Annotated in this window: 23 protein-coding genes, 1 tRNA gene and 1 pseudogene; 9 read left to right on the forward strand and 16 right to left on the reverse strand. The window is 70.7% G+C overall.

Going from position 1 to position 22,203, the window contains the following annotated elements; all coding sequences use genetic code 11:
- Nucleotides 1–138 precede the first annotated feature (138 nt).
- Complete coding sequence (locus E5671_RS25125) at nucleotides 139–1,050, forward strand: LysR family transcriptional regulator (RefSeq protein WP_202121252.1); 912 nt, start codon at nucleotides 139–141, stop codon at nucleotides 1,048–1,050.
- 26 nt (nucleotides 1,051–1,076) lie between these two features.
- Nucleotides 1,077–1,706 carry a MarC family protein gene (locus E5671_RS25130; protein WP_336605837.1) on the forward strand — a complete coding sequence of 210 codons (630 nt, stop codon included), beginning with the start codon at nucleotides 1,077–1,079 and terminating at the stop codon, nucleotides 1,704–1,706.
- Here the strand turns inward: E5671_RS25130 and E5671_RS25135 are convergent.
- The 3 genes and pseudogenes from E5671_RS25135 to E5671_RS25145 all read right to left on the reverse strand — a co-directional run bounded on the left by E5671_RS25135 (nucleotide 1,674) and on the right by E5671_RS25145 (nucleotide 4,094).
- Nucleotides 1,674–2,987 (reverse strand): ion channel protein, encoded by a 1,314-nt coding sequence (locus tag E5671_RS25135; RefSeq protein WP_160506200.1) that lies wholly within the window; start codon nucleotides 2,985–2,987, stop codon nucleotides 1,674–1,676. The two genes, E5671_RS25130 and E5671_RS25135, sit on opposite strands and share 33 nt — an antisense overlap.
- Before the next feature lie 190 nt (nucleotides 2,988–3,177).
- Nucleotides 3,178–3,567 (reverse strand): annotated as a pseudogene (locus tag E5671_RS25140) (DUF7144 family membrane protein); the annotation flags it as partial.
- A 68-nt stretch (nucleotides 3,568–3,635) separates the two neighbouring features.
- The gene (locus E5671_RS25145; protein ID WP_237330236.1) at nucleotides 3,636–4,094 is read right to left on the reverse strand and encodes an ATP-binding protein; all 459 of its coding nucleotides are present in this window, start codon (nucleotides 4,092–4,094) and stop codon (nucleotides 3,636–3,638) included.
- Between the two features lie 85 nt (nucleotides 4,095–4,179).
- On the opposite strand from E5671_RS25145, the gene E5671_RS25150 reads away from it, so the two are divergent.
- Together E5671_RS25150 and E5671_RS25155 are read left to right on the forward strand one after the other, a co-directional pair.
- Nucleotides 4,180–5,028, forward strand: a complete 849-nt coding sequence (locus E5671_RS25150; protein ID WP_160506201.1) for a helix-turn-helix domain-containing protein — start codon at nucleotides 4,180–4,182, stop codon at nucleotides 5,026–5,028.
- Nucleotides 4,988–5,272 carry a DUF397 domain-containing protein gene (locus E5671_RS25155; RefSeq protein WP_160506202.1) on the forward strand — a complete coding sequence of 95 codons (285 nt, stop codon included), beginning with the start codon at nucleotides 4,988–4,990 and terminating at the stop codon, nucleotides 5,270–5,272. Before E5671_RS25150 ends, E5671_RS25155 begins: the two co-directional genes overlap by 41 nt.
- 14 nt (nucleotides 5,273–5,286) lie before the next feature.
- Here E5671_RS25155 and E5671_RS25160 read toward each other — a convergent pair whose 3' ends face one another.
- Nucleotides 5,287–6,240 (reverse strand): SGNH/GDSL hydrolase family protein, encoded by a 954-nt coding sequence (locus E5671_RS25160; RefSeq protein WP_160506203.1) that lies wholly within the window; start codon nucleotides 6,238–6,240, stop codon nucleotides 5,287–5,289.
- Nucleotides 6,241–6,474: 234 nt separating this feature from the next.
- Between E5671_RS25160 and E5671_RS25165 the strand changes: the two genes are divergently transcribed.
- Nucleotides 6,475–6,858, forward strand: coding sequence for a nuclear transport factor 2 family protein (locus tag E5671_RS25165; protein ID WP_160506204.1), 384 nt, complete (start codon nucleotides 6,475–6,477; stop codon nucleotides 6,856–6,858).
- Between the two features lie 48 nt (nucleotides 6,859–6,906).
- Here E5671_RS25165 and E5671_RS25170 read toward each other — a convergent pair whose 3' ends face one another.
- Nucleotides 6,907–7,272, reverse strand: a complete 366-nt coding sequence (locus tag E5671_RS25170) for a PH domain-containing protein (protein WP_160506205.1) — start codon at nucleotides 7,270–7,272, stop codon at nucleotides 6,907–6,909.
- A gap of 157 nt (nucleotides 7,273–7,429) precedes the next feature.
- Between E5671_RS25170 and E5671_RS25175 the strand changes: the two genes are divergently transcribed.
- Complete coding sequence (locus E5671_RS25175; RefSeq protein WP_160506206.1) at nucleotides 7,430–7,903, forward strand: carboxymuconolactone decarboxylase family protein; 474 nt, start codon at nucleotides 7,430–7,432, stop codon at nucleotides 7,901–7,903.
- A 1-nt stretch (nucleotide 7,904) separates the two neighbouring features.
- On the opposite strand, the gene E5671_RS25180 is transcribed toward E5671_RS25175, so the two are convergent.
- Nucleotides 7,905–9,143, reverse strand: coding sequence for a cytochrome P450 family protein (locus E5671_RS25180; RefSeq protein ID WP_160506207.1), 1,239 nt, complete (start codon nucleotides 9,141–9,143; stop codon nucleotides 7,905–7,907).
- Between the two features lie 22 nt (nucleotides 9,144–9,165).
- Entirely contained in the window at nucleotides 9,166–10,020 is an 855-nt protein-coding gene (locus E5671_RS25185) for a patatin-like phospholipase family protein (protein ID WP_160506208.1), read from the reverse strand.
- A 112-nt stretch (nucleotides 10,021–10,132) separates the two neighbouring features.
- Here E5671_RS25185 and E5671_RS25190 point away from each other — a divergent pair, with 112 nt between their 5' ends.
- Entirely contained in the window at nucleotides 10,133–10,798 is a 666-nt protein-coding gene (locus tag E5671_RS25190; RefSeq protein ID WP_160506209.1) for a TetR/AcrR family transcriptional regulator, read from the forward strand.
- Between the two features lie 11 nt (nucleotides 10,799–10,809).
- On the opposite strand, the gene E5671_RS25195 is transcribed toward E5671_RS25190, so the two are convergent.
- Nucleotides 10,810–11,052 carry a hypothetical protein gene (locus E5671_RS25195; RefSeq protein WP_160506210.1) on the reverse strand — a complete coding sequence of 81 codons (243 nt, stop codon included), beginning with the start codon at nucleotides 11,050–11,052 and terminating at the stop codon, nucleotides 10,810–10,812.
- A 119-nt stretch (nucleotides 11,053–11,171) separates the two neighbouring features.
- A tRNA-Gly gene (locus E5671_RS25200) sits at nucleotides 11,172–11,245 on the reverse strand.
- Nucleotides 11,246–11,747: 502 nt separating this feature from the next.
- Here E5671_RS25200 and dcd point away from each other — a divergent pair.
- Together dcd and E5671_RS25210 are read left to right on the forward strand one after the other, a co-directional pair.
- Nucleotides 11,748–12,323 carry a dCTP deaminase gene (dcd, locus tag E5671_RS25205; RefSeq protein WP_160506211.1) on the forward strand — a complete coding sequence of 192 codons (576 nt, stop codon included), beginning with the start codon at nucleotides 11,748–11,750 and terminating at the stop codon, nucleotides 12,321–12,323.
- 20 nt (nucleotides 12,324–12,343) lie between these two features.
- Nucleotides 12,344–12,841: a phosphoribosyltransferase family protein gene (locus E5671_RS25210; protein WP_160510399.1), complete on the forward strand. Its 498-nt coding sequence runs from the start codon at nucleotides 12,344–12,346 to the stop codon at nucleotides 12,839–12,841.
- An 85-nt stretch (nucleotides 12,842–12,926) separates the two neighbouring features.
- Here the strand turns inward: E5671_RS25210 and E5671_RS25215 are convergent, their stop codons facing one another.
- The 7 genes from E5671_RS25215 to E5671_RS25245 form a co-directional block, all read right to left on the reverse strand.
- Nucleotides 12,927–13,898 (reverse strand): YIP1 family protein, encoded by a 972-nt coding sequence (locus tag E5671_RS25215; RefSeq protein WP_160506212.1) that lies wholly within the window; start codon nucleotides 13,896–13,898, stop codon nucleotides 12,927–12,929.
- Between the two features lie 153 nt (nucleotides 13,899–14,051).
- The gene (locus E5671_RS25220; RefSeq protein WP_160506213.1) at nucleotides 14,052–15,542 is read right to left on the reverse strand and encodes an FG-GAP repeat protein; all 1,491 of its coding nucleotides are present in this window, start codon (nucleotides 15,540–15,542) and stop codon (nucleotides 14,052–14,054) included.
- A gap of 160 nt (nucleotides 15,543–15,702) precedes the next feature.
- Nucleotides 15,703–16,080 (reverse strand): hypothetical protein, encoded by a 378-nt coding sequence (locus E5671_RS25225; RefSeq protein WP_160506214.1) that lies wholly within the window; start codon nucleotides 16,078–16,080, stop codon nucleotides 15,703–15,705.
- 58 nt (nucleotides 16,081–16,138) lie between these two features.
- Nucleotides 16,139–17,542: an FG-GAP repeat protein gene (locus tag E5671_RS25230; RefSeq protein WP_160506215.1), complete on the reverse strand. Its 1,404-nt coding sequence runs from the start codon at nucleotides 17,540–17,542 to the stop codon at nucleotides 16,139–16,141.
- Between the two features lie 87 nt (nucleotides 17,543–17,629).
- Nucleotides 17,630–19,102, reverse strand: a complete 1,473-nt coding sequence (locus tag E5671_RS25235; protein WP_336605838.1) for an FG-GAP repeat protein — start codon at nucleotides 19,100–19,102, stop codon at nucleotides 17,630–17,632.
- Nucleotides 19,103–19,193: 91 nt separating this feature from the next.
- Entirely contained in the window at nucleotides 19,194–20,660 is a 1,467-nt protein-coding gene (locus E5671_RS25240; RefSeq protein WP_160506216.1) for an FG-GAP repeat protein, read from the reverse strand.
- Between the two features lie 54 nt (nucleotides 20,661–20,714).
- Nucleotides 20,715–22,100, reverse strand: coding sequence for an FG-GAP repeat protein (locus E5671_RS25245; RefSeq protein ID WP_160506217.1), 1,386 nt, complete (start codon nucleotides 22,098–22,100; stop codon nucleotides 20,715–20,717).
- Nucleotides 22,101–22,203 lie beyond the last annotated feature (103 nt).

The following is a 22,203-nucleotide window of genomic DNA, read 5'->3' on the forward strand; positions in this document are numbered from 1 at the left end:
GAGTTGAGAGGATCGGTGGTCCCGTGAAGGGGACTCCTCCAAGATCCGCCCCCGCCCACCCCCGATCAACGGCGATCCATGAAACGATCGTTGCGCTCAGGCTTATCGATGCAGGTCAGGGACGGGGTGGGCAGCGAAATGGAACGCCAGGAGCTGGAGACTTTCCTGACCCTCGCCGAAGAGCTCCACTTCGGCCGCACCGCCGAACGCCTCCTCCTCTCCCAGGCCCGCGTCAGCCAGACCGTGAAGAAGCTGGAGCGCAAGATCGGCGCCCCGCTCTTCGAGCGCACCAGCCGCAGGGTGCAGATGTCCCCGCTCGGCCGTCAGCTGTACGACGACCTGGCGCCCCTGCACCTGCGGATGGAGGCCGCCGTCGCCCGTGCCAAGGACATGGCGCGCGGCGTCGAGGGCGAGTTGACCGTCGCCTTCCTCGGGTCAGGGGCCGGCTCGCTGACCTCCGCGATCCTGGAGACGTTCCGCAGCCGCTGCCCGCGCTGCGACGTCCGGATGCGGGAGACCCAGGTCGGCGACCCGCTCGGCGCGCTGCGTGGCGGCGAGGCCGACGTGCTGTTCACCTGCCTGCCCGTCGAGGAGCCGGACCTCACGGTCGGGCCCGTCGTCATCAACGAACCCCGCATGCTCGCCATGCCGCTCGGCCACCGCTTCGCCGGGCGCGAAAGCGTGTCCCTCGAAGAGTGCGCGGGCGAGACCTTCTTCGGCGCCGTGAACGGCGCTCCCGCCTACTGGTGGGACTTCCACATCCCGCCCCGCACCCCCAGCGGCCTCCCGATCCGCCGCGGCCAGTCCGTCGCCGGGTTCCAGGAGCTGATGACGCTGGTGGCCACCGGGCGGGGGGTGTCGCCGGTCGTCGCGTCAGTGGAGAAGTACTACTCGCGGCCCGACATCACCTTCGTACCCCTGAACGACGTCCCGTCGGCCGACGTCGCGCTGATCTGGCGCACGGCCGCCGAGGGGACCCCCCGCATCGAGGCCTTCGTCCGCGCGGCGCGCGACACGGTAGCGGCGAACGGCGGTCCCGCCGCGTTCTAGGCGCGGCGCGGTACAAGATGCCGTGCGTGACCGCTGCCCTGACCTATTCCGCCGCATTCATCACCTTCTTCTCCGTCGTCGGGCCGCCCAAGGTGCTGCTCGCCTTCGGCGGCCTCGCGCAGAACCACCCGGTCCGCGAGCTGCGGATGATCGCCCTCGTGTCGTCCGGTGCCGCCGTCGTGGTCGGCCTGATCGCGGGCTTCACCGCGCCGTGGCTCCTTGAGCTCTTCCACATTTCCACGCCCGCGCTCCAGCTCGCGGGCGGCGTCATCTTCTTCATCTACGCCGTGGGGCTCGTCCTCGGCGTCCACCTCGGCTCGGACCGCGCGAACGTGGACGCGCCCGATCTCGTCAGCGGCGTACGCGAGTTGCTCATGCCGTACATCGTGAGTCCGCTCGCCATGACCGCCGTGCTGATCGAGGCGGCGGCCCGCGACACCTGGTCCTGGCGTTCCACGGTCGTCGGCGCGTACGTCGCCGTCATCGCCCTGGATCTGGTCTGCGTGGTCCTGCTCGCGCGCATCCTGAGGGGCACACATCACGCGACGGTCGAACTCCTCGGCAGGCTGCTGGGCCTGCTGCTCGCGGCGGTCGGCGTGGACCTGGTCCTGGACGGGCTCGCGTCACTGGGAGTGCCGGGTCTGGACCGCATCTGACGCGTCGTCCGATGCGGTCTCCTTGATCAGCATCTCCGGGCGCCCCGTCACCAACAGCCAGGCGGGCAGCGCCGCGACGCACAGGACCGGCAGCAGAGCGAGGTCCATCACCACGACCGCCGCCGTGAACAGGCTCAGCCAGCCCTGCCGCGTCGTGGCGAGCAGCAAGCCGAGGATGGCGCAGGTGATCCCCAGGGCGGGCGGCACCGAGTCGACGAGGGCGTGCGCGAGCATGCCGAGCGCCACGCCCACGAAGACCGCGGGGAAGATCCGCCCGCCCCGGAAGCCGCAGGTGGCGGCCACGCAGAGCGCGAGCAGCTTGACCAGGGCGAGCAGCAGCAGGTTGCCCGCGTCGTGGTCGGCGCCCTCCGCCGTCAGCTCCTTCACCTCCTCCAGGCCCTTGAAGAGCGTGAGGTGGCCGCCGAGCGCGCCCAGGACGCCGAGCACGAGACCGCCCACCGTCAGCATCAGTACGGGATGCGCGAGCTGGCGGAAGGCGCGGTGGAGGTACGGGAAGGCGTACACGGCGCACAGCCCGATGGCGGCCGCCGCCGTGCTGACGACCATGGCGGAGAGGATGTCGCCCCAGTGCGGCCCGTCGTAGGCCTCGACGTCGATCTGGAACGTCGGGTGCGCGACGAGCACCGTGGTCAGCGCCCCCGCGCCCGCCGCGACCAGCGGCGCGAACAGCCGGTCCCACAGGGGGCGCGGGTCGGCGCCGATCACGATCTCGGAGAGGACGAGCGCCGCAGCGACCGGCGTACCGAAGAGGGCGCCGATGGTCCCCGCGGCGGCGAGCATCACCCAGTCCGTGGCGGGGGTGCGGGGCATGGCCTTCATGCCGAGCGTGTAGGCGAGGGCGATGTTGATGGCCGTGATCGGGTTCTCCGGGCCGAGGCTGACGCCGCCCGCGAGCCCCACGACCACGGCGAGCGCGAGGCCGGGGAGCACCCGGACCGGCAGCGGCGGATCGACGAGGCCGAGCGTCGCGGGGTCGGGCCCGGCGTGCCCGGGGACCTTCCACACGATCAGCCCGACGACGAACCCCGCCGCGGTGAGCACGCCGATGATCCACCCCACCGACGTGCCCGAGACCCCGACCGCGTCCGGCAACGCGTCCCACAGCAGATCCTGCAACCGCTCGGCGACGAAGCTGAGCAGCAGCAGGATCAGGCTGGACCCGACGCCGATGAGCAGGGCGGGCACGACGAGCGGCAGCAGGGCACGGGCCTGCGGCGTCCAGAGGGAGGGCCCGTTGCCGGACGTGGACGTGTCGGTCATGGGCCCTCCGGGTCGGCTCCCGCCTCGCGGTCGGTCAGACGGTGGGAGGCGGAGTCCGGCCCGGACCGCCGGGGGGACCGGGGTCGGCACCCGCGGAGCCCTCGGCGAACGGGCCGGGACCGCTGGAGGTCTTACGAGGCTCCCAGCCGCCCCCTGCCCCGGCGTCACGGCGGGCGTCGCGGTCCGGGTGGTCCGTGCACAGCGCCCAGATGACGAAGATGCCGATCGCGATCGCGATCAGTGCCCAGATCGGCTGGTACGGCAGCCACATGAAGTGCAGGACGACGGAGATCGAGGCGAGCGCGACACCGCACGCCTTGGCCCAGGTCGCGCCCTTGAGGATGCCGTATCCGGTGACCGCGACGAGGATGCCGAGGATCAGATGGATCCAGCCCCACGTGGTGAGGTTGAACTTGTAGACGTAGTCCCCGATGCGTGCGTAGACGTCGTCCTTGGCGATGCCCGCGATGCCTTCGAGGATGCCGAGGATGCCGCTGACCAGCATCAGGACACCCGCGAACATCGTGCCGCCCGACGCCCAGGGGCTTGCGCCCCGCGGGTTGCTCGCTCCGCTGCTCATGGGCACCCTTTCTTCGTCGTTCAGGAGTTCACAGCGTGTGACACCCCCGGGGGGCCACGCGAGCGGACTTAGACCGAACGGGTGGCCCCCGGCGGCCCCAACTGCCCCGACTCCTTGGCATCGCACTCGAACCAGGCGGTCTTGCCGCTGCCGTCCGCCCGCGGCTCGTACCCCCAGCGATCGGTGACGGCCGCGACGATGAGCAGCCCGCGCCCGCCCTCGGCCAGTTCCTCGCCACTGCCCTGCCTGGGCAGCAGGGGACACGTGTCCGCGACCTCGACCCGCAGGCTCCGGGGGCGACGCAGGATGAGGAGCTCACAGCGGCGGTCCGGTACGTGGCGTACGACGTTGGTGACGAGTTCGGTGAGGGCCAGCTCGGCGCAGTCGCGCAGCTCGCCCATGCCCCAACTCCCCAGGTAGGCCCGGAGGATGAACCGCAGATGCCGTACGGAGTGCTCACCGAGCGTGAGGCTCATCCGGTACGCCCCGCGAACGGGCAGGGGCGGTGGGGGAGTTACGTGATTCATGTCACCAGCGTGGAGTTGGCTGGTTACGCTGGGCTACGAGTTGAACTGAACGCCGCGAGGCGTTGGTTATGGGGGTGCCCCACGCATGGTCAACATCCGCGACCTCGACCCCAGCGCGTCACCGCTGGACTACTACGGCTCGGAACTGCGGCGCCTGCGCGAGGCTGCGGGCCTGAAGCAGGGCCAGTTGGGCGGGATCATCTTCTGTACGGGCTCGCTGGTGGGCCAGATCGAGACAGCGAAGAAGGTGCCGACGAGGGATTTCTCCGAGCGGGTGGATGCGGCGCTGGGGACTGACGGGGTGTTTTCGCGGTTGGTGGGGCTGGTTCTTAAGAGTCAGCTGCCGACGTGGTTCCAGGCGTTTGCGGAGATGGAGGCGAAGGCTGCGTTCATCTCCACCTATCAGTGCCAGTTGGTGTACGGGCTGTTGCAGACCGAGGAGTACGCGCGGGCCTTGCTCGGCGTGGACCATCCCCACAAGGCTGCCGAGTTGGTGGCGGCTCGTCTGGAGCGGCAGCGCATATTGAAGCGGGACAACGCGCCCGCGCTGTGGGTGGTCCTGGGCGAGGGCGTGCTGAGGCAGGAGGTCGGCGGCCGCGAGGTCATGCGAAACCAACTGACGCGGCTGTCGAGTTTCCAAGAACACCCGTGGGTGCAGATCCAGGTACTGCCGTTCTCGGTGGGCCAACACACCGGGATGATGGGCTCGTTCACGATGTTGCGCTTCGACGATGACCCGGACGTGTTCTACACCGAGAGCTATGACTCAGGCCGTATGACTGCCAATCCGCAAGTGATCAGGGAGCGTTCGGTCGGCTACGCTCGATTGCAAAGCTGTGCTCTCTCGACGGAGAGCTCGGCGGAGCTGATCGCTCGTGTGATGGAGGAACGCTATGGGCACGACGCACCAACTGGCGGGCGCACGGTGGCGTAGGTCTTCGTACAGCGGAACCTCTGGCGGCGAATGCATCGAGTGCGCCCCCCTAAACGGCACCGCATGGCGCAAGTCGTCCTACAGCTCGGACACCGGCGGGGAGTGCATCGAATTCGCCCCCCGCGAAGGCGGCCTAGCTCTCCGCGACAGCAAGAACCCCGAAGGCCCCGTCTTCACCATCTCCCCCGGCGCCTTCGCCCGCTTCGTGCGGGCTGCTGCTGACGGCGGGCTGACCGCGCCCTGAAGCCGCAGCGGGAGCTACCCCGCAGCCCCCACCGCCCGGGTGATCTCCGCGGCCATGCGGCGGATCCCGGGCGAACGGGCCGGGCAGGGACGGGGCTTGGCCGTGGTCGGCGCCAGGCAGAAGTGCAGGTAGTCGTCACCGCGGTGCAGCGCGGTACGACCACTGCCCGGCTCCGTGCAGTAGGACGCGTGCTCCCGCTCGTAAGACGTGCACGGCAGCTTCTCCACCCACGTGTACCGATCCGCCGCCGGGGCGACCACGCGCCCCGCGTCGGCGATGAGCCCATCCGATGCGGCCGCCTGCGCCTCGTAGATTCCGTTGACGCGCCGCACGCGGTCGGGCGTGATCGGGTCGGGGCCCTGGAGGACCCACACGATCCGAGGCCGGTCGGCTTCGGAGCCACCCGCATCGTGGATCTGCGAGGCCAGCGCCTTCGCGTCGGCGGCGTACCGGTCGAAGTACTTCTGCCGCTGCTTGTCGTACGTGATGCCGTCCATGCAGGGCGTGTAGCCCCACGCGTTGCCCCAGAACTGGAGGACCACATAGTCGGGCCGCTGGTCGCGGACCAGCGCGGCGGCCTTGTCCTTGTCGGGGACGAGGGAGTCCTTGCCGGTGTCGTCGAGGTAGTCGCAGAGGGTGGTGCCGGAGTAGGGCGCGCTGCGGTAGCGGGCGCCCAGGTCGGCGCGGAGGAGGTCGCCGAGGACGGTCTGGTTCTCCATTGCGAGAGAATCCCCGAGGTAGAGGACCTTGGGGGCTTTTTTCTGGGAATTTTCTGCGACGCGCTGGCGGGTGGTCGAAGACGGCGCCGAGGCGGAGGGCTCGGAGGAGGACTCGGCGGAGGGCTTCTCCCGCGCGGCGGTGGGGGTATCCGGGACGTCGGCCGATGTACCCCCCGAGCCCGGGTCGCCGCACGCCCCGAGGAGCAGCACAGCGGCCAGCAGCACCCCACCGACCCACGGCTTGCGCATACGTCAACTCCCGTCCAGGCAACCGAAAGAGCCCCTTAGGCAAGCACAGTCGCGCTCTCGTGAGAAGACAGCGGGTGGCGCTCCCGGGCCGCTTCCGACCCCGCATTACCCCGGACGTAATCGACCCGATCCGGCCCACACGGCAAGCTCAAGTCATCGAAGGAACACCCCCGATGACCGATGACCGGTGATCGATGACCGAGCCGAGCTACCGAGCCGCAGGAGGCACCCGCCATGTCCGCACACGACACTTCCGCGTACGAGACCGCCGTCGCCCGCTACTTCGAGGCCTGGAACGCCGAGGGCGCCGAGGATCTGGCCAAGGCCGTGGCCGCCGCCTGGAGCGAGGACGGCAGCTACACGGACCCGCTGGCCGACGTATCAGGGCACGAGTCCCTCGCCGCCGTGATCGCGGGGGCCCACGAGCAGTTCCCCGGCTTCGAGTTCCGGCAGACCGGGGCGGTCGACGGGCACCACCACATCGCCCGCTTCGGCTGGGAACTGGTGTCCGTCGCGGACGGCTCCGCTCCCGTCGCCGGTTTCGACGTCATCACGCTCGCCGACGACGGCCGTATCCGTACCGTGCACGGCTTCCTGGACCGCGTGCCCACGGCCTGAGACCCCCCGGGCCCGCCCCCCGGCCCCGGCGCCCCGGGGGGCTACCGATCAGCGCGCCACGTACTGCGTGAGGATCGCCTGCACCTCGTAGATGTCGACGCCCTTGGTGAAGGTCTTCTGGATCGGCTCAGGGGTGCCGGAGATCCAGATCTTGAGCTCGGCATCGAGGTCGAAGTGCCCGGCGGTCTCCACCGCGAAGTGCGTGATGCTGCGGTACGGGACCGAGTGGTACTCGACCTTCTTGCCGGTTATCCCCTGCTTGTCGACGAGGACGAGGCGACGGTCGGTGAAGAGCATGGTGTCGCGGATCAGCAGGAACGCGGCCTGCACCTGCTCGCCGTGGCCCAGCAGACGCGCGTAGTCCTGCTGCGCGGTCATCGGATCGATCGTGTGCGCGTTTCCGAACAGTGCCATGAGAAACCCCCCATTTAGTTGAACCCACAGGAATCACCGACTGTAACGCGAGGCCCGTGGGACGGGCTGTCGAAGTCTGTCCTGCTTCTGCTGTCACATCTTGGCGCGCGCCTCCGTCAGAGGAATGACAGCATCGGCAACGGCAGAGGAGATCACCATGGACGCTCGTATGAACCTCTTCGGCAGCGCGCTCGCAGGCAAGGTCCTGAAGCACATCAACTCCGCGGGCAAGGTCGTCTCGGACTCGACCCTGCCCGCCGCGACACAGGAACTGGTCAAGATCCGCGCGAGCCAGATCAACGGCTGCGGCTTCTGCACCGACATGCACACGAAGGACGCCACGCACCAGGGCGAGACACCGACGCGCCTCAACCTCATCGCCGCCTGGCGCGAGGCCCAGGTGTTCACCGACGCCGAGCGCGCCGCGCTGGAGCTCACGGAGCAGGGGACGCGCATCGCCGACGCGGCGGGCGGCGTCACGGACGAGGCATGGGCGGACGCCGCCAAGCATTACGACGAGGACCAGCTCGTGGCCCTGGTGTCGCTCATCGCCCTCATCAACACCTACAACCGAGTGAACGTCATAGTCCAGCAGCCGGCAGGTGACTATCAGCCGGGCCAGTTCGGCTGACTCATCCGAAGGGCCCCAAGGACAGCGGCAGTTCCCTCAGCCCCCGTAGCAGTGCGCTGGTTCGCCAGGTGAGTGCGGCGGGATCGGCGGCGAAGGCGAGTCCGGGGCGTTGGGCGAGGAGGCGGCGCACGGCGATCTCGGCCTCGGCGCGGGCGAGCGGGGCGCCGAGGCAGTGGTGCAGGCCGTGGCCGAACCCGAGGTGCCCCTGCGCGCGGCGCCTGATGTCGAAGCGGTCGGGCTCGGGGAAGTGCAGGGGATCGCGGGAGGCCGCGGCGAGGGAGACCTGGACGGTGTCACCGGCGGCTATGCGGGTGCCCGCCAGGTCCAGGGGCTCGGCAGCGAAGCGGAACGCGGAGGCGTGGACGGGGGAGTTGTAGCGCAGCGACTCCTCGACGGCGCCGCCGGTCAGCCCGGGGTCGGCGCGCAGCAGGGCCAGCTGGTCGGGGTGGGCGAGCAGGGCGTGGAGCGTTCCGGAGATGAGGTCGACCGTCGTCTCGTGGCCCGCGACGAGGATGAGGAAGGCCATGCCGAGGAGTTCCTCGGCGGTGAGGCCGCCGGGTTCCGGCGGGGCTGCCTCCGCGGCGGGGTCGCCGAGCAGGGCGGGGTCGCCGAGCAGGGCGAGATCGCTGAGCAGGGTGCCGTCGGGGTCCTTGCTCTTACGGTCGATCAGCTCGGTGAGGTAGCCGGTGAGCGCGGTGCCCGCCGAAGCCGCGGCTTCCTCCGATGTGGGCATGACCAGCTCGTTCGACCAGGTGTGGAAGAGGGCCCGGTCCGCCGTGGGGACGCCGAGGAGGTCGCAGATCACCGCCACGGGCAGCGGCAGCGCGTACTGGCTCACGAGGTCTGCCGTGCCCTGCGGTGGGAGTGCGGCGAGCAGGTCGTCGGCGACGGCTTCGATCCTCGGCCGCAGCTCGGCGATCCGCCCGTGCGTGAAGCGTCCTGCCACAAGCCGACGCAGCCGGGTGTGCTGCGGGGGGTCGCTCTGGAGCATGTTGCGGCCGATGGCGTGACCGCCGTCGGTCTGCCAGGAGGACGAGTACCGGATGTCGTTGCGCAGCCGGGGATCGGTCAACGCGACCCGGGCCGCGTCACGAGCAAGAACCAGCCAGGCCTCCCCGCTGCCAGGGACGCTGACGCGGTGCACGGGGCTCTCGGCGCGGAGGGCCGCGTAGAGGGGGTACGGGTCGATCGCCAGGTCATGGCCTTCGGGGGCCAGGTCCGCCAGGGCGGGGGCTTGCATGAGGGGTCCGTTCGGTCATGGCTCAGAAGGCGGTCAGTGTGGGCGCGAGTGTGGTGGCCTGGTGGTGGCCTGCTCGGGCGGCGGGGTGGCGTCGGGCGTCGGCGGTCATGTTGCGGCCCATGGCGCGGCGGGCCGCGGGGTCCGGGGCGACGAGCGTGATGTCGGTACCCTCCGCGGCGAGTTGGGCCGCCTGCTCCTGCGCGCCGGGGTGCGGTCCGACGGCGGAGGGGATCGGGGAGACGGCAAGGACGCGCCGGTAACCGCGGGCCAAGTGGATGTTGGTGGTGGAGCGGCTGCCGCCGTCGATCCAGCGGCGGCCCGCGACCGTGACCGGCGGCCACACCAGGGGCACCGCACAGCTGGCGGCGACGGCCTCGGCGAGAGAGACCTCGGAGCCTGCGTCGAACGTCTCCACGGCTCCGGTCACGGCATCGACCGAAGTGATCCGCAGCGCCTGCTCGGGCCAGGCCCGCGCCCCGCGGAGCAGGCCTCCCACGGTGTCGAACACCTCGGCCTCGGGCCTGGTGCGCGCGGCGAGGGCGGCGCGGCCCAGGCGCCGCACGGAGCGCTCGGGGTCACGGGAGCCGAGCGCTGCCCACAGGAAGCGGAGCGTCTGCGGTACGGAGACCTCCAGGTCCACCCGGTCCGCTCCGGCGAGCTGGCGCTCGTACAGCTCCCGCGCCGGTTCCCCGCTCGCGAGCCGGGAGCCGAAGATCGCGCCCGCCGAGGTGCCGATGACGACGTCGGCCCGGCCGAGATCGATGCCGGCGTCCGCGAGGCCGGCCAGGACGCCGGTCATCCACGCGCCGCCGACCGGCCCTCCGCCGCCGAGCACCAGCGCCGTCCCGTTCCCGTTCCCGCTCCCGTGCCCGTTCATGCCATGCCCTCTCCCCTTAAGTGGGGAGTGCTCCCCATTTCCGAGCGCGACGATAGCATCCCTACCGGGGAGTGGTCCCCACTTGGCAGGAAGGTCGGCAGGGACAGTGACGATGACCGGCGATTCGCCCCGCGCGACGCCCCCACGGCGCCGCGACGCGCGACGCAACTGGGACCTCTTGGTGGACGCCGCCCGCGAGGTGTTCGCGGAGCAGGGCCTTGAGGCGCCGCTGGACGTGATCGCCCGCCGGGCAGGCGTGGGGAACGCGACGCTCTACCGGAACTTCCCCACCCGCGCCGCCCTCGTCGACGCCGTCTTCCACGACCTCCTGACGGGCACGATGGCCGCGGGCGATCAGGCCCGGACGGCCCCGGACGCCTGGGCGGCGCTGAACGAATACCTCCGGGCCGTCTTCGTCACGCTGGCCGCCGACCGAGGAACCAACGACCTCATGACCACCCGCCTGGAGGGCGTGGACGCGCTGCGGGCCGTGCACGCCCACAACCGCGAGACGATGGACATCCTGCTGAGCCGCGGCCGAGCCCAGGGCACGGTCCGCGCCGACGCGACCACCGAGGACGTCCTGTTCGCACTGGCCGCCCTGGGCCGCGCCATCCCTGCCCTGACCACGGCGACCACCCCCGACGCCTGGCGCCGCCCCCTGACCCTGCTCCTGGACGGCCTGCGCGCCGCGCCGGCCACGACACCGCTCCCCGATGCCGCCCTGACCGCCGGCCAACTCGGCGAAGTCCTGGGAGAGTTGGGCCGAAAGCGCTAGGTGCGGATGAGTCAGTGCTGGGCGCGGGTCCGTCGTGGTGGTCTGCCGGCGAGCCAGTACATGGCGTATGTCACGGCCACGAGGAAGTCCGTCGCCAGCCAGATCGCGACGATCACGCCGACCCCGATCGTGGTGCCGATGGTCTCGCCGCTGACGGCGCCTGCCACGACCCAGACGAGAAAGACGGCCTGGATCGCCAGAAAGACCCCGAAGAAGACGCGATGACCCTTCCCCGGGGAGTGGATCTCGCTCATGGCCCCGTCCTTCCAAGAGGCACTACTACCCATTGTGCTCTTGTGATCGAGGCATGATCAGGCGTGATCGATGCCCGGAGCAGCAAAAAGGCCCAGGTCGCCGACCTGGGCCTCAACTATGGAGCGGGTGACGAGAATCGAACTCGCACTCTCAGCTTGGGAAGCTGATGTTCTACCACTAAACTACACCCGCGAAAGACACCGTCTGTGGCGGTGTCGTAACGTCGCACACTCTACCTCATTCCAGGCCCCGGGCGCTTTTGCCGTGGGGCCTGCGTGCTGTCCGGGGCGTGGATGGCGCTTCGGGACGCGGGAGTTGGGGCGTACGGTGAGAGGCCGGAGTGCCGCCTGGAGGGGCGCCCCTTTCGTCCCGTAATGTGGCCTTTCGTCGTCAGCTCGCGTACGAGCAGGTGCGGGACGCTGCGAGCTCAACTACGGCAATGGGGAAGGGACTCGAGGACTTGATGGAGCGCACCGTCGTCCGATGTGCCGAAGGGCACGTGTTCAGCACTGCTTCGTTCCCGATGCAGAAGGCCGACCGGCTCGGACCCGGCCGTCTCATCCGCTGTCCACGGTGCGCCCGATTGCGGCATGCCGTGCCGGTCGCGTCACAGAAGCGGTAACGACAGCTACAGCGGGAGCGCGCGGGGCCGTCCGATTGGGGCGGGCCCGCGCGCTCTGCGTATCCTCGGTGCGTGCTTCTCTCAGACAAGGACATCCGGGCCGAGATCGACGCCGGACGAGTACGGATTGATCCGTACGACGAATCCATGGTGCAGCCCTCAAGCATCGACGTGCGGCTCGACCGCTACTTCCGGGTGTTCGAGAATCACCGCTACCCACACATCGACCCCTCCGTCGAGCAGGCCGACCTGACGCGGCTCGTCGAGCCCGAGGGCGATGAGCCGTTCATCCTGCACCCCGGCGAGTTCGTGCTGGCCTCGACGTACGAGATCATCAGCCTGCCCGACGACCTCGCGAGCAGGCTCGAGGGGAAGTCCAGCCTGGGGCGGCTCGGGCTTGTGACACATTCCACGGCCGGGTTCATCGACCCCGGCTTCTCCGGGCACGTGACGCTGGAGCTCTCCAACCTCGCGACGCTGCCCATCAAGCTCTGGCCCGGCATGAAGATCGGCCAGCTGTGCATGTTCCGGCTGACCTCGCCCGCCGAGTCGCCCTACGGGTCGGAGCGGTACGGGTCGCGTTACCAAGGGCAGCGCGGGCCGACCGCCTCCCGTTCCTTCCTCAATTTCCATCGGACCCAGGTGTGACATCCAGCATGAGTGACGGCGTGAGTGACGTGCGCGAGAACCTTACGTACGAGAAGTTCGGCGACGCGGTGCGTGAGCTCGCGCAGACCATCGCCGACGACGGGTACCGGCCCGACATCATCATCTCCATCGCCCGCGGTGGCGTCTTCGTCGCGGGCGGTCTCGCGTACGCGCTCGACTGCAAGAACATCCACCTGGTCAACGTGGAGTTCTACACGGGGGTCGGGACGACCCTGGAAATGCCCGTCATGCTGGCGCCCGTGCCCAATGTCATCGACTTCACGGACAAGAAGGTGCTCATCGCCGACGATGTCGCCGACACCGGGAAGACGCTGAAGCTCGTGCACGACTTCTGCCTCGATCACGTGGCCGAGGTGCGCAGCGCGGTGATCTACGAGAAGTCGCAGTCGCTCGTGAAGTGCGAGTACGTGTGGAAGCGCACCGACGACTGGATCAACTTCCCCTGGAGTGTCGAGGCGCCCGTCGTGCGGCGTGCCGGGCAGGTTCTGGACGCCTGAAGCCTGAAGTCGACATGAGGAAGGGCCCCGGCGGAGTGATCCGCCGGGGCCCTTCTCCGTCTCAAGTACTAGTACGTCTCAAGTACTAGAACGTGCCCAGCTTGATGATCGCCAGCAGTGCGAGCAGCTGGATCGACGCCGCGCCGAGCGCCTTCGGCCACGGCAGGTCGTGCGACTTGCTCACCATCGCCGTGAGCAGCGCGCCCGCGGCGATCCAGGTCACCCAGCCGAGCAGCTGGACGAAGGGCTGGCCGCCGCCGAGGAACATCGCGACGACCACGCGGGGTGCGTCCGTGATGGACATGATCAGCATCGAGAGGCCGACCGTCGGCTGCCAGGCACCGTCGCCGCCGAGCTGGCGGGCGAGGGTGTGCGTGACCACGCCCAGGATGAAGGCACTGATCGTGATCGCGACGGCCGTCGTCAGGACGTACGGGACGGCCGTGGAGAGCGTGGCGCTGATGGCGTCCTCGCGGGCGCCGTCGAAGCCGAAGATCGCGAGGAGGCCGTAGAGGAACGTCACGATGACGGCCGGGGCCCACATCGCGTAGTCCCGCATCTGGAGGAACGTCGGTCCCGGGCGCAGCACGATGCCGCGCAGGAGGTCCTTCCAGTGCAGGCGGGGTCCCACCGGGGCGGGGGCCTGGCCCGCGCGGTAGGTGTCGCCCTGGTTGTACGGGTCCTCGCCTATGGAGAAGGCCTGGGTGTGACCGGGGTTGTTGGCGGCGTACGGATCGAAGCCGCCCTGGCCGCCGTGGCCCCCCTGCCCCGGGTCTCCCTGACCGCCGAAGTACTCCGGCTCGCCGTGGTTGCCGCCCGCCTGCGGCCATTGCTGCCCGCCGTATCCGCCCTGGCGGCCTTGGCGGCCCTGGCCCTGGCCCTGGCCGTACGGGGGCTGCTGCCCGCCGTACTGCTGCGAGGGCGGCTGAGGGTAGCCGTACGGAGGCTGCTGGCCCTGGGGGGCCTGCTGCCCGTACGGCTCCTGCCGCGGTCGTTGTTGGGGTCGCGCTTGCGGGGTGCGGTTGTCCCGGCCGCGTCCGATCCTGAATCCAGCCACGAATCGAACGTACCTGGTCTGAAGGGTCCGGGTCGTCCCTCCTCGGGAGGAGAGAGGCTTTGCCGCTGACCTGTGACAACCCCTAGGGGGACCCTGAGGGGTTTTCCTCAGGGCCCCGGTGCCGCTGGTGCCGCGGCTGTCGCCGGTGACCGGCTACTTCCCGAGCACCGCTCCGTACGCCAGCGGGTCGGAAGAGGCGGGCAGGCCGAGGGAGTTCGGGGTGACGACCGAGCCGCCGGCCTTGGCGCCGGGCAGGTCCCACACTCCGCCGGCGGCGGAGTTCTCGCCGGGCGCGGCGACGGACAGGTCCGGGACGCCGTCGCCGTTGTGATCACCGAAGGCGAGGGCCCCGCCGAAGAGGTCGCCCGCCTGGGCGACGCCCAGGATGCCGGGGGAGTTCTGCTGGTACGCGGCCGTTCCCGCGTTCGCCGCGCCCGCCGGGTCGAGCAGGCCCATCTCGCCGCCCTTGAGGACGGTGACGCTGCCCGCCTTCGCCGCGCTGCCGATGGCCTCGCCGGGGGCGCCCGCGATCAGGTCGTCGTGGCCGTCGGCGTCGATGTCGGCCACGGCGAGCGCGTCGCCGAAGCCGTCACCGGTCTCGGCGACGCCGGGCATGCCCGCGGTGTCCTGGTTGAAGGTCTGCTGCTCCCAGCCGAAGCTGCCGTTGGGTCCGCCGAAGCGGATGTGGATGCCGCCGCCCTTGGTGAGCTCCTCGGGGCCGCAGGGGTCGTCGATGTTCTCGTCGGCGTTCTCGCGGCAGTTGCCGAGGGCGAGGTCGTCGTAGTTGTCGCCGTTGAAGTCGCCGGACGCGAGGGCGTTCGCGGCGCCGTTGGAATTGTTCCAGAAGTTGGCCATGGAGCCCTCGTCCTTGTTCCAGCCGTAGAGGCGGATGTGGGACTGGGTGTAGGGCTGGTTCTGCGTGTAGTAGCCGAGGGCGAGGTCGGGAAGCCCGTCGGTGTCGAAGTCGCCGGTCGTCAGGACCGGGGCCCGGCCGCCCATGCGGTCGGCCATGACGGGCCGGGTGTCGGCGGCGAGCGGGTTGAAGTTGGCGACGACCTGGTCCTTGCCGCCGATCGCGAGGTCGACGTCCGTGTCACCGGTGAAGTCGGCGGCGGCGAGGGAGTTCCCGTACACGTCGCCGGACTTCGCGCCCCGGGCGGCGGTGTTGGCGAGGGCGAAGCCGTCGCCCGTGCCGTACAGGACGGTGACGGAACCGGCGTCGGTCTTGGCGTCGATGTCCTCGCCGGGAGCGCCGATGACGAGGTCGGCGTACTTGTCGTCGTCCACATGCGCGGCCACGACGGACCCCCCGAACCGGTCACCGCTCTCCGGGGTGCCGGGCACCTCGACGGTGGCCTGAGTGATCCGCCGCACACTGTGCGGCCCCGGCCCGTACTCCCCACCGAACACGACGCTCACGTACCCGGCCTTGGCCTTGCCGTCGACGGTGCCACTGGGCACGCCGACGAAGAGGTCGTCGTATCCGTCTCCGTTGAAGTCGGCGGAGAGCGGGGCGGGGCCGGGCGCGGCGGTGGCGGTGGCCGCGAGGGGGAGGGTGAGGCCGGTGGCGGCCAGGGCGGTCGCGGAGGCGGTGACGGCGAGGGAACGTGCGGTACGGCTACGGGTGCGTGCGCGCAGGGGCATGCTGGCTCCAACTCGTTCGTGGAAAAGGGAAGTTCGGTACGCGTGGTGCACAGGTGCGGCGGGTGCGGCAGGTTCACCTGTCTGACACGCGGAGTTGGGCGAGGGTTGCCCTGACGCGCCCGGGACGTTCCCGCCCCGCACACGCTCCCCCGGCACGTGCTCACCAGATCACGACCCCGCCGCCGACCTCCGCCGCGCGTTCCGCCGCGTCCTCGATGAAGCCGAGGCGGACCGAGAGGGTGTCGAGGTACCACTCGTACGTCTTCTGCGGGTACGGCTGCGAGGCGATGCGTTCGAGGTTGGCGCGCAGGAGGGCGCACTCGCGGCGGAAGTCCGGGACTTGGCCGGGAGCGATCCACAGGTCGCTGTCGGCCAGGACCGGGAAGAACCAGGCGCCCAGGGCCCGGACGGCGTCCGAGCCCCAGACCCTGGTGCGCCAACTCTCGAAGCCTGCCAGGTCGTTGGCACCTTCCGGGGTGTCGAGGACGTGACGCCCGCCGTCCTCGCCGATGACGAAGACGTCCACGCTCAGGCTCATGTCACCGGTCCTCACTCATTGACTGGCTCACCCAGATGCGAGCCGGCCGCCAGGCCCTTCAGCGGGAGATGACCGATCCGAATGCGGCGGAGTCGCCCGTCACGCCCAGCTTGTCGGCGCAGAGATAGAAGGAGCGGGTGACGGAGGTGCCACGGGTGTTCCAGGTGCAGCCGGTGCCGTTCTCGCCGGGCACACCGACGCTGAGGTCCGCCTTGCCGTCGCCGTTCCTGTCCACGAGATCGACCACCGAGCCGAAGGTGTCGTCGGCCTCGACGGCCCCCGGCACCCCCTGGGTGTTCTCGTGGATCGCTCGCGCCCCTGAGCCGGTCAGCCCGTGCGCGGAACCGAGCAGGACCGTCGCCGAACCCGCGAAGTCCTTGCCGTCGACGGTCTCTCCCGGGGCCCCCACGACGACGTCACTGAATCCGTCGTTGTCGGTGTCCGCGCTGCTGACCGAGAAACCGAACCGGTCACTGCGCTCGCCCGTGCCGGGGACACCGGCGGTGTCCTGGTTGATCCGGGTCGGAGTCTGGTCGGCATTGATGCCGGTGGGCCCGCCGTACCAGACGGAGATCTCTCCACCGAGATGGGCGTCGGGCCGGTCCGCCTCCGGGTCCATGTCGTCGCCGAGGACCAGGTCGCCGTATCCGTCGCCGTTGACGTCACCTACGGCGCCGACCGTGCCGTCCGCGCGCGTCAAGTCGGTTCGCTTGTACTGACCCTGTGTCCAGTCGTCGAGGAGGACAGTGCCACCGTCGCCCTCGGACAGCCCGGGCAGCATGACGCGTTCCGCTGTCCTGTCGCCGTCGAGATTGCCCGTCACCGCGGCGCGCGTGGTGCCGAGCTGACGGTCCTTCCCGCGCGAGAGGGGAACACCCTGGCGGGTGAACGGCCCCTGGAAGTACTGGGCGCTGCAGCGGGAGCCCACTGCGATGTCCGCCGCACCGTTGTCATCGGTGTCCCCGGTGGTCAGGGCTTCCGCGAAGGCGCACCCCTTGTCCGGTACGGCCGACGGTTTGACCGTGGCTCCGGCGCCGAGTCCGGAGGCGCCGCCCCAGACGACAGTGAGGCTGCCCGCGTCGCGATCGGCGTCCAGGTCCTCGCGTGGGGTGCCGATGAGCAGATCCGCGTAGCCGTCGAGGTCGAGGTCACCGGTCGCGAGCGACTCGCCGAACCTGTCGTTGGTCTCGGCGGCGCCCGGAACCCCGGCGCTCGACTGGGAGACGGTCTGGCGGCGGCCGGCGCTGATGCCGTTCGCCGAACCGTAGAACACGATGACTGCGCCGGCGGATTCCTTGCCGGAGACGGTGGCATCGGGGGCGGCGACGGCGGTGTCGCGGTAGCCGTCGCCATTGAAGTCGTCGGCGAACGGGGCAGGCGCGGCCGAGGCCGCTCCGCCAGGGAGGCCGAGCAGGCCGGTGGTCGCCAGGGATGCGGCCAGGACGAAGGTGCGTATGCGCACGGAAGCTCCGAGGGGAGAGAGCCGGGCCCGCACGGAGGGGTGCGGGCCCGGTGTTCAGAGGGGGCGGGAGGGAGCGGGGGTGGTGGGTCAGTCGGCGAAGTTGGTGCCGAGGCGTGGTGTGCCCGTGGCCGAGATGCCGACCGTGGAGGTGTAGGCGCCGGACGTGCCCGCGAGGGTGCCGTCGGGGAGGGCGTCCAGGGTGTAGAACGCGCCGTTGGCGCCGTTCTCGCCCTGCGCGCCGACGGAGACATCGCCCCGGCCGTCCGCGTTCAGGTCGTCGATGTGGACGTCCGAGCCGAAGTAGTCGTTCTTCTCATTGGAGTTGGGGACGCCCGGGGTGTTCTGGCTGTACAGGGCCGCACCCTGCGTGGAGAGGCCGGAGCCGTCCGCCGCGCCGTAGATGACGGTGACCGAGCCCGCGTCGGCGACACCCTCCAGGTCCTCGCCGGGGGAGCTCACGACGAGGTCGAGGTGGCCGTCGCCGTTGATGTCGCCCAGGTCGAGCTCCGAGCCGAAGGAGTCGCCTGTCTCGCCGCCGCCCGGGATGCCCGCAGAGTCCTGCGTGATGGCCTGGCTCTCGCCGTACGGGCCGTTCGCGTTGCCCTTCACGACGTACACCGTGCCGCCCTTGTTGGCGCCGTCGATGCCTTCGTCCCAGGTGAGGCCGATGATGACGTCGCCGTAGCCGTCGCCGTCCGTGTCGCCCACGTCGGTGATGTAGCCGGCGGGCAAGCGCTGGACGCCGTTCGTGGTGACGCCGTTCGCGCTGCCGGGCAGCCAGAGGTTGGCGTTGTAGTCGTCGGCGGTGGAGTAGCCGTCGACGATCAGGTCGTCCTTGCCGTCGCCGTTGACGTCCCCGGAGTGCAGGTTGAAGGGGCCCGCGCCTTCGCCGCTGTGGATGGGCGGCAGCACGGTGTAGTGGCCGCCGGTGGCGCCGGTGCGGGAGATGCCGCCGTCGAGGATGTCGATGGTGGCGGCGCCCGACGCGGCTCCGACGGCGAGGTCGTCCTTGCCGTCGCCGTCGAAGTCACCCGCCTGGAGGGGGCCGCCGAACCGGTCGTGCTTGGTGGGGCGCGGGTCCTTGACGGTGGCGCCGCCGGACAGGCCACCGGGGGAGCCCCACAGGACCTGGACGGTGCCGCCGTCGACATCCGTGCCGACGTCCTCGCCGATGGCGCCCACGGCGAGGTCGTCGTAGCCGTCGCTGTTGAAGTCCCCGTACGCGGTGTCGGCGCCGAAGACGTCGCCGGTCTCCGCGGTGCCGGGGACGCCCGCGCTGTTCTGGCTGAAGGTGGCGTGGCGCTGCTCGGCACCGCCGTACGTGACGACCACCTGGCCCGCCTTGTCCTTGCCGCCCACGTTGGCGTGCGGGGCGGACGTGGCGAGGTCGGCCGCGCCGTCGCCGTTGAAGTCGGCGTCGTCCGGTTGCGTGGCCGCGGGGGCCGCGGACGCGGAGGTCGCCGAGAGGGTGAGAAGTCCGCCTGTGAGGGCCGCGGCGGCGGCTGTCGCCACGGCCAGGCGGCCGGGTCTGTGAGAGGTGGTGCGCTTGTGCTTGGGCACGGGGGCTCCTGGGTTGTCGTCTGCTGCTCAGGGGGGTGGTCGAACCCCGTACGGGCGGAGAACCCTCGCCCGTACGGGAAAACTCAGCTCGCTACCGGCTCAGCACTGCCCCGTAGCCACTGGCGCCCGAGAGCCCCAGCTTCCCGGGAGTCACCGACGTCACCGCAGGGCTCGGGCCGTCCGTGGGCGTCCGGGCGTACCAGACACCGCCCGACCTCGCGTCCTCGCCGGGCGCGGCCACGGCGAAGTCCGGGAGGCCGTCGCCGTTGTAGTCACCGGCGGTGACCGCCGCGCCGAGGCGGTCGCCCGCCTCCGCCGTGCCCGCGACTCCCGCGGAGTTCTGGCTGAAGGCGGGGCCCGCGAGACGCGTGCCCGCGCCGGTCGATGTGAGGAACCAGTACGTGCCCGCGTTCTCGGCGGTGCCCACCGCCTCCGCGTCGGCGCCTGCGATCAGCTCGTCGCGGCCGTCCTGGTCGGAGTCGAGGGCAGCGAGGCGCGCCCCGAAGTTGTCCCCGGACTCCGCGCTGCCGCCGACCTGCGGACCGCTCTGCGACGTGCACGAGAATTCGCCGCCGAGCGTGCTGCCCTGCTTGCCGTAGACCGTGAGGATCGCCCCGCCAAGGCGGTCCTCGCAGTACGTACCGTCCGCCTCCGGATTGGCCTGGACGTTGCCGACCGCCAGGTCCTGCGTGCCGTCCCCGTCGAAGTCACCGGCGGCGAGCGCGGTGTCGGTGCTGTCGGCCGCGTCCCACGTCGTCTTCCACTCGCCGGACGCGGCGCGGCTCTTCACCGTCGTACCGCTGACCTCCATGCCGTGGTACGAGAACGCGATGTCATCACCGCCGTCCCCGTCGAAGTCACCGGCGACCATCGTGACCGGTCCCGCGAAGTGCCAGCCCTCGACCCGCTCCACAGCGGCGGGCGAGCCCGCGGTGAAGGGGCCCGGACGCACCACGACCGAACTGGTCTCGTCGAAATGGGAGTTGAGGGCGATGTCCTTGTCGCCGTCCTTGTCGAAGTCGCCGGTCGCCAGGAGCGCCCCGTAACTCCCGTCGCTGACAGCTCCGTTGGCCGCGGTGAAGCCGCCCTTGAAGCCGCTCGCCGAGCCCCACACGACGGCGACGGTGCCCGCGGAAAGGCCCGCGTCGTTGTCCTCGTCGGGCGCGCCGACGACCAGGTCGCTGTAGCCGTCGCCGTTCATGTCGTCCGAGTCGACGGCCGTGCCGAACGCGTCGCCCGCCTCCACCGTGCCGGGCACGCCCGCCGTGGCCTGGCTGACGGTGGTCGAGCCGTGCTTGCCGAGGCCCGACGCACCGCCCCAGACCACGTTCACGTACCCGGCCTTGGCCTTGCCGCCGACCGTGGCGCCGGGCACGCCGACCGCGAGGTCCGCGTAACCGTCGTTGTTGTAGTCGGCCGTCGGCTTGGCGGGCTCGGCGGCGGACGCGCCGCCCGCGGTCAGGCCCGCGACGCCGAGCACGGTCGCGGCGCAGAGCGCGCCCGCCGCGAGGATCTGGTTCCGCGCGGGCTTCCGCACGTGGTCAGCCGTTGAGGCCACGGGGTGTCTCCAACTCGCTCTGGTAGTAAGGGGGTTGACGAGAAGGGCCGCTGCTCAGCGCAGCGTCCGGCCGAAGCCCGCGTCCGCGCCGCCGAGCCCGAAGTCCGAGCCGTTGAAGGAGGCCGCGTACGACGACGTCAGACCCGTCGACGTGCCGCGAAGCACCCATACGGCGCCGACGTCCCGCGTCGCGGCGATGTCCTCGCCGGTGGCGCCGGTGGCCAGGTCCGCCTTGCCGTTCCTGTTGATGTCCTTGAGGCGGACGGACGCGCCGAAGTGGTCGCCCTCCTCGGCGACGCCGGGCACGCCCGCGGTCTCCTGGTGCCAGGCCTTGCCCGAGGTGAACGTGGAGCCGGAGGACTTGAGGAGCGTGACGCTGCCGGTCCCGGCCACCGTGCCGACCGTCTCGCCGGGCGCGCCCACCGCGAGGTCCGCGAGGCCGTCGCCGGTCACGTCGCCCGCCGCGACGGAGGCGCCGAAGCCGTCGCCCGCCTCGCCGGCGCCCGGTATGCCCGCGCTGTCCTGGTCGTACGTCGCCGGGGCGCCGAACGCGCGGTCGCCGCCGAGCCGCACGGTGACCGAACCACCCTTGCCGTCACGGGAGTTGCCGGTGATCAGGTCGTCGTAGCCGTCGCCGTCGACGTCACCCGCGGTGGCCGCCTCACGCGTGGCCGCCGGGTCGTCGCCCTCGCCCAGGAGCTCTGCCTGGTAGCCGTAGTCGCCGGCGCCGCCGTTCATGTGGGCGGTGTAGGCGCCGCCGTCCGCGCGCTCGCCGTACAGGACGTAGCCGAAGCCGTCCTTGTACTTGAAGTTGCCGCTGACCATGCCGTCCAGGCGTACGCCCTCGGGCAGGAAGTCGACCTCGAGCCCGTACGCGCGGCCGTCCTCGCCCGCACCGGAGTAGTACCACCAGTTGTCGCCGCTGATCACGGCAAGCTGGGGCGCGCCGTCGGTGTCCAGGTCGTTCCAGGTGGTGGCCTCGCCGAAGCGGCCCGCGGTGTCGGCCGGGGCGTTCACGACGTGGCTGCCGCCGGTGAATCCGGTCTTGCCGCCCTTGATGACGGTGACGGAGCCGGAGGGCTTGCCCGTCACCTTCTCGCCGGGGGCGCCGACGATCAGGTCGGCGTAACCGTCGTCGTTCACGTCACCGCTGGTGACGTTCTCGCCGAACTCGTCCTCGGCCTCGGTGACTCCGGGAACCCCGGCCGTGTCCTGGGTGACGGTGACCGAGCGGCCCTCGGACACACCAGAGGCCGAGCCGAACGTCACGGTCACGGAGTTGGCGCCGGGCGTCCCGATCGCGAGGTCGCGGTAACCGTCGCCGTCGTAGTCGTCCTTGAGCGTCGACGCGGCGCTCGCCGTGCCCGCGAGGGGCAGCGTCAGACCCGCGGCGGCGAGGGCTGCGACACTCGCGGCGATGGCCAGGTTACGTACGCGCACGTGGGACTCCCGGGAGTGGGGAAATACTTCCGGGGGGTGTGACTGGTGAGGCGTACGAATGGTTGTGCGACGGGGTGGAAGAGGTGGCCGGAAGGTGAACGGG

Source organism: Streptomyces sp. BA2, assembly GCF_009769735.1.
GTDB lineage: Bacteria > Actinomycetota > Actinomycetes > Streptomycetales > Streptomycetaceae > Streptomyces.